The sequence below is a fragment of the Pedobacter folensis genome (assembly GCF_056490665.1).
Genome location: NZ_JBWJIF010000002.1, coordinates 441312 through 455537 on the forward strand (window position 1 = coordinate 441312; position 14226 = coordinate 455537).

Here is a 14226-nt window from a genome sequence, read left to right on the forward strand (position 1 = left end):
TATTTAAAATGGCCGAAGTAGGTTTAAAAAAGTGGATTATTACGTTTACGGTAATCACAGCTTCTTTATTGGAGCTGATTGATACGACTATCGTAAACGTGGCAATTCCACAAATACAGGGAAACCTGGGCGCAACCCTTGAGGATGTGGCCTGGCTTTCTACCGGCTATGCGGTAGCGAACGTTATCGTATTGCCAATGTCGGGCTGGTTAGGTAACCGATTCGGCAGGAAAAATTATTTTCTTACCTCCATCATCGTTTTTACATTGGTTTCCTTTTTATGTGGAAACGCCACGTCATTGAACGAGCTTATTTTATTCAGGATTATTCAGGGTTTGGCCGGTGGTGGTTTAATATCAACAGCGCAAGCTATTTTAATTGAAACCTGGCCACGTGAAGATGTGGGTATTGCAACCGCCTTGTTTGGTCTGGGTGCAGTAGTTGGACCAACTGTAGGCCCAACCATTGGTGGATATATTTTGGAAATCAGTTCGTGGCCCTGGATCTTTTATGTGAATATTCCCGTCGGAATACTCGCGGCCTACTGTACGTACACCTTTGTTCGGGCAACCCCGAAATCAGGGCAGGGGCAACCTGTCGATTGGTGGGGTATCGCATTATTGGCTATTGCAGTAGGTAGTTTACAAACCTTATTGGAAAAAGGCGAGAGTGAAGACTGGTTTGCTACACCATACATTACCGCATTGGCTGTTGCATCGGTATTTGGTTTGTTGCTCTTCATTTGGAGAGAGATGACCACCGACCACCCGATTGTGAACTTTAAAATTATGAGACACAGAAGTTTCTCTGTGGGTATGTTTACCTCCTTTATTTTAGGTTTTGGTTTATATGGTTCCGTATTCGTATTTCCGGTATTCTGTCAGAATTTGTTAGGATTTTCGCCTTTGCAAACCGGAGAAATCTTATTTCCGGGTGGTTTGTGTACCATTGTCATGATGCCTTTTATTGGTATTATGCTTAAAAAAGGTGTTCCGGCTCAAATTATGGCTACGTTCGGGATGCTTGCATTCTTTATTTTCTGTTGGATGTTGAGCAATTCGACGCTACAATCAGGAACCGGCGATTTCTTCTGGCCATTGGTTATCAGGGGTGTGGGTATGGCCTTATTATTTGTGCCATTAACAACATTGGCCATCCAGGATCTGAAAGGACCAGAAATTGGCCAGGGTTCAGGTTTGAACAATATGATGCGCCAGTTGGGCGGTTCATTTGGTATCGCTGCGTTAACGACGTTAATCCACATTCGTTCAGGTTTCCACAGAAGCGTTTTATTGTCGAATGTGAATGATTATAACCAGCCATTTGTTGATCGTTTTAACGGTTTAATCAAAGGTTTTATGGCAAAAGGACAAACGCTGTTCGATGCTAAAATTATGGCTGCAAAAGCGATGGAAGGAATTGTCACCCGACAAACCATGTTGCTTACTTATGACGATGCATATTGGGTTGCAGGATTGATCATGTTGTTCTCCATTCCACTGCTGTATCTTCAAAAGTTTAAGAAAAATGCAAACATTCCTGCCGATGTGCACTAAAATTTGCAAAGAAATGCCATAAAAAATGGCAAAAAACAAAAACAGCCGGTGTATTTTATTACATCGGCTGTTTTAACCCAAAAAATTAACAATCAATGCAATGCCCTTAAACATTGCAAATGTTCTTACTTAACCACACAGTGGCCAAATAAGATTCTAAAATTAAAATTTATTCTACAATTTTCCAAATTGTAAGCCTTAGAATTTTAATACCTTATGCATTTTTTGTAGTATTACGGTATACAAAACTATTGCATAAGCTATGCCTAAACTTCGTTTAACTACGCAACGAGAATCTATTTTTAATAATGAGGTCATCTCAAAATTCGAACTATTTAACAGTTTATTTCTCACCTTGCCTTTTTACAAAATTAAAGACACCGGAACCCTGCTTCCGCTATTTTTTAAGAGTTGTGAAGAAGGCATTGCAAACGGAGAAAAACCTGCACAGATTATCGAAGAATTTTTCGCCAAATATACCAGTTATACCGAGCGCAAAGATATTGTCGACCTGCTCTTTCGTTTTATCCAGTATATCGAACGTCAGGTGGTACTTTTTGATGCCGTAGAAGATGCTTCTTTTACCAAACTCAATACGACTGATGAGCAGAGTACACTGGCATTCATCTTAAAAAAGAATGCCGATAACAAACCCATGTTATCAAAAATTGAGAAATTGATTGATGAGCTTTCGCTTCGTTTGGTTCTAACTGCACACCCAACCCAGTTTTACCCGGGAAGTGTTTTGGCCATTATTACCGATTTAACCAAGGCCATTCGTGATAACGACCTTACTTCGATGAATTCGCTTTTGCAGCAATTGGGTAAAACGCCGTTTTTTAATAAAAAATCGCCAACACCGGTTGATGAGGCCTTAAACCTTGCCTGGTTTTTGGAGAATACATTTTACTTTGCTGCGGCGAACATACAGGAAGAGATCGATCAGAACCTGGATGAATACAACCTGGAAACCAAGAAAATTTTAGAGCTGGGTTTTTGGCCAGGAGGTGATAGAGATGGAAATCCGAACATCCATGCCGATACCACCCTGGAGGTTTCTAAAATGTTGCGCCAGATCCTGTTCCGCTGTTATTACCGCGATTTCAGGGTAATTAAACGCCGCATTACTTTTAGAGGCGTTGAAGAGAATATCGCAAAACTGCATGATGTATTGTATCTGAATGCTTTCGATCAAACTTGCGAACTCCATGATATTTCTAACGAGTTAAGGGACAATCTGAATAAAATTAAGGAAACATTGCTGGCCGAACACGATGGTTTATTTGTTGATTTGGTTAACGATCTGATCCGTAAAATAGATTTATATGGCAACTACTTCGCTTCACTCGATATCCGTCAGGATAGCCGTGTCCTGAGGAATGTACATGCTTACTGCCGCGCCAATAAACCAATATCTTCTTTATATCCTGCTGATTATGATAAGCTATCAGAAGCGGAGAAATTAGCTTTAATTTCTTTTAAAGAGGCAACCATTGTTTACGCAAGCGAACCCGATGCCCTGACAAAGGATACAATCGAAGTAATCAAAGAAATTAAAGGCATTCAAAGCCGTAATGGCGAAAAAGCCTGTCACCGTTTTATTATCAGTAATTGCCAGCAGGCAAGCGATATTTTGCAATTGATTGAGCTTTTCCTTTGGAATGGCTGGAGTAAAGAATCCTTAACGATTGATTTTGTGCCGCTTTTTGAAACGGTTAACGATTTAAAGGGAGCAGCGGCAATTATGGAAACGCTTTATAGTAACCCATTTTATAAAGCACATTTGGCCAGCCGTGGAAATAAACAGCATATTATGCTTGGTTATTCTGACAGTACCAAAGATGGTGGTTATTTAATGGCCAACTGGTCTATTTTTAACGGAAAAACCTCTCTATCGGCTGTTGCTGCAAAACATAATATTCAATTGGCCTTTTTTGATGGCCGTGGAGGACCGCCTGCACGTGGCGGAGGTAAAACACACCGTTTTTACGCTTCAATGGGTAAAGAAATTGCCAATAAAAACATGCAGTTAACCGTTCAGGGACAGACAATTAGCTCTCAATACGGATCAGTAGAAAGTGCAGAATTTAATATCGAACAATTAATCAATGCCGGATTAACCTCTGGATTGAAAGAGAAACACAATATTCTTTTAGATCCTGAAAATAAAACCCTGCTTGATGAGATGGCTGAAGAAAGTTATAAGGCTTTTGTCGATTTGCGTGAGCACCCGTTATTTGTGAGTTATTTAGAAAAATTGTCTCCTTTAAAACTTTTGTCGCAGGCGAACATTAGTAGTCGTCCGGTAAAAAGAAATGGTGGGGGTGAGATGAAACTCGAAGATTTAAGGGCCATTAGTTTTGTTACTGCATGGAGTATGCTGAAACAAAACGTTCCTGGTTTTTATGGAATGGGAACCGCTTTGAAAAACCAGGAAAAGGCAGGAAACTGGGATAAGGTAGCTAAAGTTTACCAGGACTCTGATTACCTGAAAACCATTGTAGATAACTGTATGATGAGTATGAGCAAATCTGACTTTACCATTACGGCGCATTTGGCCGCAGATAAAGAATTTGGTGCTTTTTGGACTCAACTACACAACGAATTCGAATTAGCGAAGGAGATGCTTTTAAAACTCTCCGGACAGCCAACATTAATGGCGAACTATCCGGTAGATAAAAAATCAATCGCCACCCGCGAAAAGATTATTTTACCACTGGTATTGATTCAGCATTTTGCTTTAGAGAAACTGCAACATGATCAGAACGAGAAAGACCAGCAGGCTTTAGAAAAGCTAGCGGTAAGAACGGTATTTGGTATTGTAAATGCCGGAAGGAATTTAGCTTAGCCCAATCTACAAACTATATTAAACCTTACAGGTTAAAATATACTCTCCAAGGTCTGTGTCCTCACAGACCTTTTTTTGTTAGAAATATTCGGGCGTCACCCTGAATTCAGTTCAGGGTCTTAATAGCAGGAAAGATGCTGACCACGTAGTAGCTACAAGGCAATTGAAAATACTATTTCTACTTGTAAAATAAATTCAGCATGACGAGAAGTAAAAAAACAAACAAAAATCCCTCGTAAATTTTACATCTACGAGGGATTTTATATTTCGAAAAAGCCAGATTAAGCTTTAAGACGATTACCGATCAATCGAACCCATTACCTTTTGTCCGAAAGCATTTAATGCATCCTTTTCGGCAGCACCTTCGCTTACCATCTGGTGTACTTCTAAGGCACCGCAAATATTGGTAATCATTTCGCCTGCAACATCAACTTCGTGTTCGCTAACCCCTCTAAACTCACAGAAAGCCTCTAAAACCTCAAGGGTTGTCTCTAGTTGTGCCGGAGTGGTGTTTTGAAATAATTGTCTTATAACCGGAATCTTCATTACTTTATCTTGTTAAATAGTTCAATTAAACCTTCTGCTTTGTTGGTTTGCACCTGATCTACCAAGCTACCGCCTTCAAAAGCTGCGAAAGTTGGTAAATTATCAACGTTTGCAAATTTGCGTGAGTTTGGAAGTTTTTCGGCATCAACAATCAAGAAAGCTACATCTTCATTTTCTGAAGCCAGTTTTTTAAACTTCGGTTTCATGATCCGGCAGTTTCCGCACCAGGATGCAGCATACTGAACCATTACCTTAGGGTTATCGGCTAAATATTGTTGAAGATTATCTTCTGTTAATTCTAAAAACATAACGTTTTATTTAATTAGTTAGCAGCTAAATATTCAGCTACGCCAGTTCTGTTTGCGTTCATCGCTTCTTTTCCTTCTTCCCAGTTTGCAGGACAAACTTCGCCATGTTTTTGAACGTGCGCATAAGCATCGATTAAACGTAAATATTCTTTAACGTTTCTACCTAGTGGCATATCGTTAACACTTTCGTGGAAAACTTTACCAGTTTCGTCGATTAAATAAGTCGCTCTGAAAGAAACATTTGATCCTGAGAAAGATTCATTTCCTTCTTCATCGTAGTTAACTTCCTGATCTAAAATATCTAAGATGCCAGATAGTTGTCTGTGTGTATCTGCTAAGATTGGATAAGTAACACCTTCAATACCGCCGTTATCTTTCGGTGTATTTAACCATGCGAAGTGAACTTCGTTCGTATCGCAAGATGCACCAATTACAATTGTATTTCTTTTTTCAAACTCAGGTAAAGCAGCTTGGAAAGCGTGTAATTCTGTAGGGCAAACGAAAGTAAAATCTTTTGGATACCAGAACAATAACACTTTGCTATTTTTGTTTACAGCTTCTTCAAATACATTGATTTTCAAGTCATCACCCATGTCTGACATTGCATCAATACTAACACTCGGGAATTTTTTACCTACTATTGCCATAATTTTTTGTCTTTAATTTTGTGCTGCAAAGGTAAGGCTAAAACTGATGTCAATCAACCCCGATTCACTAATTGTTAATTGTATTTATTGATAACGATATAGATGAAAACTATATTGTGTTTAGGATGTATAGTCGGCTTCTATTCAGAGGTTTTGGAAATGAATGAGGGATGCTTTTAACGTCTGCAGTCCCGCCATCCGTTACTTCCGATGAAGAATCGGAATCACTGCTGTCGGGTTTATTTAACAAAAACCAGTGGTTATTGGGGTAGTATTATATCTGGCGCTTTATGACCCACCCCCTTCCTAAAACAGGAGGGGAGTAGGTGATTAGAACCCGAATAACTTAATCAGGAAGTCTTTATGGTAGTGTCCAGCTCCCCTCCTCAAGGAGGGGTTGGGGGAGGTTACTTCTTCAACGTATTCTCATACAGTTTAAATATCCTTTTATACTCATCTGTCCAGCTGCTGGGCTCAATAAAGCCGTGATCTTCAACAGGGTAAACGGCGAGTTCCCAATTGTTTTTGCCTAGCTCTATAAAACGTTGGCTAATGCGAACAATATCCTGAAAATGAACATTCACATCAACCATTCCGTGTGCCATTAACAGGTTGCCTTTTAACTTATCGGCGAAATAGATAGGGGAACTTCTTTTGTAGGCAATCGGATCGTTAAATGGTTCGTTTAAGATGTTTGAAGTATAACCATGGTTATAATGTGCCCAATCGGTAACCGAACGTAAAGCGGCGCCGCTTGCAAAAACATCTGATTCGTTAAACATGGCCATCAAGGTAATAAAACCACCATAAGAGCCGCCATATAAACCAACATGCTGAGGATTAACACCATATTTTTCAACCAGAAACTTAACGCCATCCACCTGGTCGGTTAGATCTTTTCCACCCATGTGGCGGTAAATGCCTGTGCGGTGATCGCGGCCATAACCAGAACTTCCGGTATAATCGATATCGATTACTGTGTAGCCATTATCAGCCAGTAAATTATTGAACATAAACTCGCGGAAGTAAGTGCTCCAGCCAAAGTGAACGTTTTGAAGATAACCTGCACCGTGGACAAAAACTACAGCAGGATGGTTTGGATGCGGATTATCTGATTTATAAACCCGCGCATATACATCAGCACCATAACGGTTTTTAAAGCTCACCATATCCGGTTGACGCCATTTATAAGAATTGAATTCGGCAGAGGTAGATTGCGTGATTTTCTCCGCTTTGGCACCCACCTTATTCGGCTGAAGATACAACTCACCAGGTTTATCCATAAAGGAATAATTGATGGCTATGTATTTTTCATCAGGAGAGAGGGTAATCTCATTCAAACCTTTCATGGTAGTAATCTGAACAAGTTCACCACCGTTTACATTGATTTTATAAAAATTTGTAATCCCGGGATGCTCTTTATTTGTCTTAAGATAAAATGTACTCTTGTCTTTAGAAAGTTGAACAGATTGTACCTCCCATTTGCCAGAGGTAAGTTGTTTCTTATCGCCAGAGGCAATATTGGCCATATAAAGGTGAGAATATCCTGTAGCTTCGCTTTGGTAATAGAAACGGTTGTTATCGATCCATCCGGTATTGCCCTGGTAAAAGCCACTAATGCCAGGCCCACCAATCCAGGCTTCATCGCGCTGACGATCTATTAAAGAAAATTTACCAGTTAAGGCATCTAGCTTTAAAATCCAGCGGTCTTTATTGTCGGTAGAAGCTGCGACAACAATTGCCGTACTCCCATTATCATTCCAAAGCGGACCGAAAAAATTTACAGGCCGATCTGCATTTTTCTTTTTTAGGGTATCCAGTTCTTTTGGGTAATCTTTTAGGTAATCAGGCAGGTCTTTAATCCCTGGAATGGTTGATGTTTGAATATTATAGAGGGTATCTCGTTGGGTATCGTATATAAAACCCTGTGAGACATTTTCGTTTTCGCCAACCTTGGTTCTTCCCGCAATATCTTCAGTATAGCCCGAAGAAGTAATATAGTTTGGAACAATAGTCCCGTGGTTATTCTGCGCCGGAGTGGTGAGCTTATACGTAATGAAGCGCCCATCCGGACTAATGCTTACGCCATTTAAAAATTTATCTTCGGTATAAAGTTCTTTTAATGGTTTGGTATCCCCGGCGGCTGCACCAGAACGGCCTCTTCCCGCCCGCGAACTGTTTCTGGTTTCAGCATTTCTCTTTTTAATGATATCGAACAGTTCAGTCTGCTGTGCTTTCAGCCATTTGTCCTGTTCGGTAACTGGTTTGCTTTCTGGTCTTCCGGCTTTTTTACCTTTAATAAAATTGGTTAATTGTTTGGTTTCAGCTGATTTTAGATCAACTTCGAATAAATTATCGCCCAATTGATAAACAATATTTCCATTGGTTAAAAAGAGCGGGCTACTTTCTCTTTCCTGTGTACTGGTTAAACGGGTTTCTTTATTACTTTTGAAATTCTGTAAGTAGATATCGCCGCTTTTTTCGATTAAACCAAGCGAGCGATCAGTATTATAGGTGTAGTTTAAACTTAAAAGCTTTTCATCTTCCTTTTCTGCCGCTTTAACGGGTTTGGTAGAGGTTGCTGAAACTTTGAATAATTCTTCTTTAGCTTTATTTTCAGGGTTCCAGTTAAAGTAAAGGGTTTTGCTATCTGCAGTCCAGCGGAAATTAGTTGGTGCAACGCCCATCCACTTTGGATCGCGCATGATCTTCTCAACGGTTAAAGGCGCTAATTGCTGTGCAAAAGCATATTCGCCCGTGCAAAGCAAAAGGAAAAGTAAATATTTCTTCATGAATTTTAGGTTTGGCTGCAATTTAGGGAATGGACACGCTAATTTTAGCAGGAAATGGAAATGTTACAACAACCTCACCCTATGAACGGTATGCTTTATTGCAAAGGCTGTTCATTCCCTCTCCTTGAGGAGAGGGACACGAAATACAGAAGTAGCTGCATTAACTTACATAGGGTGAGGTTAACGGATTACCTGTCCGGTTCTATCTACATTCACTTTATCAAAAGGTTCGAGGTACTCGTTGATGATTACTGCAAATTCTCGTCTGGTTAATACCTTTTTAAGATCGTATTTAGCAACGAACTTGTAATTTTTGTTCCATTTTTTTTGCAGCTCCGTTTTGGTTGCCTCAACCGATTTATTACCCACATAACAAATCATGCCAATGGTATTTTCTAGCGTGATGGCAGTCTTTTGATGGTCATCAAACCAGATCTGTGCCTTGTAATAATAATCTTTTATCGGCTGCTTAATTTCATCATAGGTAACCTCTTTTTCCGGATTGAAATAGGCCTTATTTTGTTTTATTTCGGCCTTAAGAATGCCCGTTACACCAACTTTTTGAATCGCTAACCAATTAGAATCGATCACTTTTACATCTTCAAAAGGCATCAACGCATGTTTGTAGCTGAGCAGTTCGCCCTGAATCCTTTTTAGGTTTGATAAGCTGGTTTTCGTATCGAAAAAAGCCGCATAAGCAGCGGTTGCACCAGCCGCAGGTCCGATTTCAAACTGATTGGCAGGAATATATAAAAGGTTTTCCTGATTTGGGAGGAGTAAGTTATACAAGGATAGAAAACCTGCACCATTTGAAGAAATACTGGCTATTGAGGTTCTGTACAGGTTTTCGTTATAATTTAACTGGTTGGAAGCAGCAGGATTTAAGCTTGTAATTTTTAATGCTGCTATTAATTTTTCAGGACTATCAGCTAGTACGAGAATTTTTGCCTTAACACTTTTGTCTTTCGTGAGTTTCACTTCCCAGCCACTGCCTGACCGTTTAATTTCGGTGTAAGGCGTGTTGTTGATTACATTCAATAGCAGCGTACTATCTACTGTCACTTTTACCGGCTTCTTTTTATCTGCTTTTGGTTTTGGAGCCGCCAAACTTTTTTCATTTTCAATTTCCCTTTTTAAAAAAACCTGATAGAAAGTAGTCGCTGTTTCAGGCTTGCCCTCAGCAACTTTCTTAAGATCAAGTTGTTCTTTTTGCGTGAGGAGAATGGTTTTAACACCCGATTTGAACGATTGAAAAGATGCGGCATAGGCGGCATCACCACTGCCAATAACCAGCACATCTGTTTTTAGGGTTTGGGCATGTATAACCAGGGGAATTATGAATGCGAAAACAAAAAACAATCTTTTCATCTTTGAATATTAAAATTTGCTGCAATATGCTTTAAATGAATGAATTTTTAATGAAATGCATGCATTTTAACTAAATTTAACTCACAATTATAACCCGCTCGATTAAGCATTTAATTTTCATATTACCTCACCAAGCTTATATTTCCTTAAATTGTTTATATGGTAAAAATTGTGAACGTTTGTTAATTATGGAAGAACAGATAAAATCAGTTTTCGATTTACAGCAAAAACACAAATTCGAGCTGCGCAAAACCGATGCTAAAACCCGTATTGGAAAATTAAAATTACTGAAGCAAGCTTTAGAAAAAGCCGAAGAAGAGATATATGCGGCATTAGAAGCTGATTTGCGTAAAAATCGTTTCGAAACTGCAGTAACCGAACTGTTTTTCACCTACGCAGAAATAGATCATGCTATAAAAAAATTGCTGGGCTGGATGAAACCAAAATCGGCCGGCAGAACCCTGAGTAATTTTTTCGCCAGTAACAAAATTTATTACGAACCCAAAGGTGTTTGCCTGATTATTGCACCCTGGAATTACCCATTGCAGTTAATCATGAGCCCATTGGTTTCGGCAATAGCCGCAGGGAATTGCGTAATCCTGAAACCCTCTGAACTGAGTGCCGCCACGGCGTACGTGATCAGTAAATTGATTTCAAATACTTTTGAGGCAGAAGAAATTGCCTGTTTTGAAGGCGATGCTGAAGTTTCTACCGCACTGTTAAAACTTCCTTTCGATCATCTCTTTTTTACAGGAAGTACTGCAATAGGTAAGGTGGTGATGGAAGCTGCTGCAAAAAATCTTACCTCAGTTACCTTAGAGCTTGGGGGGAAATCACCAGCGATTGTAGATGAAACCTGCGATCTAAAAAAAGCAGCAGCGAAAATTGCCTGGGGTAAATTGGTTAATGCCGGCCAAACCTGTATAGCGCCAGATTATGTATTGATTAAAGAAAACATTTCGGCTGATTTTGAAATGTACTATCAGGCAGCAGTTCAAAAAATGTTCTTCTATAAAGCAGAAATCGACAAAAATGATTATGCTAAAATCATCAATATAAAACAGTTTCAGCGCTTAAATAAATTGATTGAAGAAGCCCTTCGCGATGGTGCAGTATTGGCTTTTGGCGGAAAATCGGACGAAAAAGATTTAACCATTACACCAACGCTTTTAACTTCGGTAGCTGAAAGTAGTGCAATTATGCAGGAAGAAATTTTTGGCCCTGTTTTGCCGGTTATTACCTATCAAAACTTGCAGGATGCCATCGATGTTGTAAACCGGAAAGCGAAACCATTGGCGCTGTATATTTTTTCAGATAGTCCTGCAAACCAGAATAAAATCATCAGCGAGACCAGTGCCGGTGGAACCTGTGTGAATGATGTGCTCGTTCATATTGGCAATCCGGATTTGCCTTTTGGTGGGGTTAACAATAGCGGTATAGGCAGTTGCCATGGTATTTTCGGCTTCAAAACTTTTTCGCACGAAAGGGCCGTGGTTTTTCAGTCAAAATTGGGTTTAACCAAAATGATTTATCCACCATATGCATCAAAAATGGGTTTGTTGAAGTGGCTGAAGAAATTGATGTAGTTAGTGTTTTAATGTTGGAACGTTTGAAAGTTAACTCAACTTTACAACCTTTCAACTTGTAACTTTCCAACTATTTATTTCTGGAATAAAATCGATAATTCTCCTTATTTTGGTATTATGGATTTAGAAAAGCTTAAATACCCCATCGGTCAGTTCTCTATGCCTGAAATTTTCGATCAAAAACAGATTGATACCTGGATTTCGGAAATTGAGGCTTTGCCCGGGCAGCTTAAAAATGCGACAGAAAACTTAACTGATGAGGAATTAAATCAAACTTACCGCCCTGAGGGATGGACCTTAAGGCAGGTGGTGCACCACATTCCTGATAGCCACATTAATGCCTACATCCGTTTTAAACAAGCCATTACCGAAGATATTCCAGTAATCAGGCCATATTACGAAGAACGCTGGGCCGAAACAGGGGAAGCAAAGGGCGGAGATATTAAACTTTCTATTGATTTATTAGCAGCGTTGCACCAGCGCTGGGTAGCTTTTTTGAAAACATTAAAACCAGAAGATTACCAAAGGAAATATATTCATCCTGCCCTGGGAAAAGAACTTAGCTTAGCAAATATGCTGGGTATGTATGCCTGGCACGGAAAACACCATTTGACACACATTACAAATATAACTATTACCACTAAACGTGAAGGCCGACACGACAATCATTAGCTTTGACATTTAAAAGGCACATACAATATGAAACAAATGACAAAATTTCTCACATTTGGTCTTTTAATTCTTGCAACACTTCAAGCTACTGCACAGCATCTAATAACAAAACCTTCTTTTTTGAATTATGAGATTGAAGAATCTTTAAAAACAAGAATTACAAACTCGTTGGAGTCTTTGTTGACAAGTATTAGGGGTAAAACAGACACCAGTTTAATTGATAAAAATAATTATTTATTAAATCTCTCCATTATCAACTCATTGCGAGATTATGAAAATAGTGATAGTATAAACAGTCTTTATAAAAAACAATTAATTAATCTCTATCCCATTTCTGCGAATGAATATTCTATTTCAATTGCCTACATCGGCAGTAAGCCAAATGAAACTCCTGTATTAAAAGTTATTGTTAATCTTATTGCAAAAAATGAACACGATAGGATTATATTTTCAATACCATTAAACTATTTAACTAAGAATTGGAAAACACAAAAAATTGGAAATATAACATATTACTTCCAAGACAAATTAAATCTTGACGTGGCAAATAAATTTAATTCTAAAAACACAATTATAGCAAACAAGTTAAGTGTAATCCCTGAAAAATTTAATTTCTATTTATGTGCAAATTATCAGATAATTTTAAAATTGTTAGGTTATGAATACGATTTAGAGTCAAATGGAAAATATAAGAATGGCTATGGTGTTGACGCTAACACTATTTTTTCAACAATGAATAGTGAAGACTTCTCTCATGATACTTTTCATTACTACTCTTCTAAGATAAGAGGAGAATCAAAAAGAAATCATACCGTTGAGGAAGGAATTGCTTACAGCTGGGGAAATGCTTATTACACAAATAGAAATGGAGCAATGATAGAACAGAAAGAATTAGTTCAGCAGTTGAAATCTTATTTAAAAGAGAATCCTAAGATTAGTTTACTGGAACTATTCAACAAAAACACAAAAATATTCACACATTTACCGATTGAAGTTTCTGTAAGATCCACTATTTCAAGTTTACTTTGTGATGAAGTAGAAAGAAAAAAAGGAATAGAAGGTATCAAGAAGCTTATTAGTTGTGGTAAAGGTGACGACAATTTTTTTAAAACTTTGAACGAATTAATTTCAATAAGTAATATAAATTTTGACAAGGAAGTAACGAGACTTATTGAGCAATATAAATAAAAACTACATATTTGATTTCAGGCTAATGACAAAAAGCAAACACAAAGCAGACGAAACGCCAGCTGATAACAACACCACGCCAAAGTGGTGGGTTTTGTTCTTCTTTATGAAGATTTTTGCTGAAATCGCTATCTTGGCAAGCCGTAAACATAAAATGAAAAGAACCCACTTCAGTTTCGCGATGCTAATCCTGATTTGCTTTTGCACTCATGCGCAAGCGCAAAAGGCGCCATCAAAAACTTTTGCTTTTGTACTAGGCTCGTGGGAAATGCAAACGCCGAAGGGAAAAATTGTCGAACAATGGATTCAAAATCCGGATAAAACCCTGAACGGCAAAAGCTATCGAATAAATGCTAAGGGCGATAGTTTGCTTACAGAAAGCCTTCAGATCAGAAAGATCGGAAAAGAGACTTTTTATTGTTCAACTGTAACCGGACAGAACGGAGGAAAAGAGACTTGTTTCAAATTGATCTCGACCAAGGATAAAATCTATATTTTCGAAAATAAAACGCACGATTTTCCACAGCGAATAGTCTATCAAGATCAGGGCAAAGCTGAAATGCTCGCCTGGATTGAAGGCGAGCTTAATGGTAAAAGCAGGAAATCGGAATTTAAGTATAAGCGGCAATAGTTTATATTGAATGGATTAATAAAATTGCAACAAAGTAACCTTTTTGATCTTTTAGGTTATAATACGTATATTTGAATAAATCAC

The 14226-nt window shown here is 38.5% G+C and carries 11 protein-coding genes; 6 read left to right on the plus strand and 5 right to left on the minus strand.

The window, feature by feature from the left end:
- Positions 1–8: 8 nt before the first annotated feature.
- Both AC04QZ_RS10475 and AC04QZ_RS10480 read left to right on the plus strand, forming a co-directional pair.
- Positions 9–1556 carry a DHA2 family efflux MFS transporter permease subunit gene (locus AC04QZ_RS10475; protein WP_086548503.1) on the plus strand — a complete coding sequence of 516 codons (1548 nt, stop codon included), beginning with the start codon at positions 9–11 and terminating at the stop codon, positions 1554–1556.
- 262 nt (positions 1557–1818) lie between these two features.
- On the plus strand, positions 1819–4404 hold the full coding sequence (locus AC04QZ_RS10480) for a phosphoenolpyruvate carboxylase (protein ID WP_478357724.1): 2586 nt from the start codon (positions 1819–1821) through the stop codon (positions 4402–4404).
- Positions 4405–4701: 297 nt separating this feature from the next.
- On the opposite strand, the gene AC04QZ_RS10485 is transcribed toward AC04QZ_RS10480, so the two are convergent.
- From AC04QZ_RS10485 to AC04QZ_RS10505, 5 genes are all read right to left on the minus strand, one after another.
- Entirely contained in the window at positions 4702–4950 is a 249-nt protein-coding gene (locus AC04QZ_RS10485) for a DUF6952 family protein (RefSeq protein WP_010599336.1), read from the minus strand.
- Positions 4950–5258 (minus strand): thioredoxin family protein, encoded by a 309-nt coding sequence (locus tag AC04QZ_RS10490; RefSeq protein WP_478357725.1) that lies wholly within the window; start codon positions 5256–5258, stop codon positions 4950–4952. The genes AC04QZ_RS10485 and AC04QZ_RS10490 overlap by 1 nt, the downstream gene beginning before the upstream one ends.
- A 14-nt stretch (positions 5259–5272) precedes the next feature.
- Positions 5273–5905, minus strand: a complete 633-nt coding sequence (locus tag AC04QZ_RS10495; protein WP_025141704.1) for a peroxiredoxin — start codon at positions 5903–5905, stop codon at positions 5273–5275.
- A 407-nt stretch (positions 5906–6312) separates the two neighbouring features.
- Complete coding sequence (locus tag AC04QZ_RS10500; protein WP_478357727.1) at positions 6313–8697, minus strand: S9 family peptidase; 2385 nt, start codon at positions 8695–8697, stop codon at positions 6313–6315.
- Positions 8698–8877: 180 nt separating this feature from the next.
- Positions 8878–10065 (minus strand): hypothetical protein, encoded by a 1188-nt coding sequence (locus AC04QZ_RS10505; RefSeq protein WP_478357728.1) that lies wholly within the window; start codon positions 10063–10065, stop codon positions 8878–8880.
- 188 nt (positions 10066–10253) lie between these two features.
- On the opposite strand from AC04QZ_RS10505, the gene AC04QZ_RS10510 reads away from it, so the two are divergent.
- The 4 genes from AC04QZ_RS10510 (at position 10254) to AC04QZ_RS10525 (ending at position 14142) form a co-directional block, all read left to right on the plus strand.
- The gene (locus AC04QZ_RS10510; RefSeq protein ID WP_478357729.1) at positions 10254–11651 is read left to right on the plus strand and encodes an aldehyde dehydrogenase family protein; all 1398 of its coding nucleotides are present in this window, start codon (positions 10254–10256) and stop codon (positions 11649–11651) included.
- A gap of 117 nt (positions 11652–11768) precedes the next feature.
- Positions 11769–12323 carry a YfiT family bacillithiol transferase gene (locus tag AC04QZ_RS10515; RefSeq protein WP_478357730.1) on the plus strand — a complete coding sequence of 185 codons (555 nt, stop codon included), beginning with the start codon at positions 11769–11771 and terminating at the stop codon, positions 12321–12323.
- A 27-nt stretch (positions 12324–12350) separates the two neighbouring features.
- Positions 12351–13511, plus strand: a complete 1161-nt coding sequence (locus AC04QZ_RS10520; RefSeq protein ID WP_478357731.1) for a hypothetical protein — start codon at positions 12351–12353, stop codon at positions 13509–13511.
- A gap of 25 nt (positions 13512–13536) precedes the next feature.
- Positions 13537–14142 (plus strand): DUF6265 family protein, encoded by a 606-nt coding sequence (locus AC04QZ_RS10525; protein WP_478357732.1) that lies wholly within the window; start codon positions 13537–13539, stop codon positions 14140–14142.
- The last annotated feature ends 84 nt before the right edge of the window (positions 14143–14226 follow it).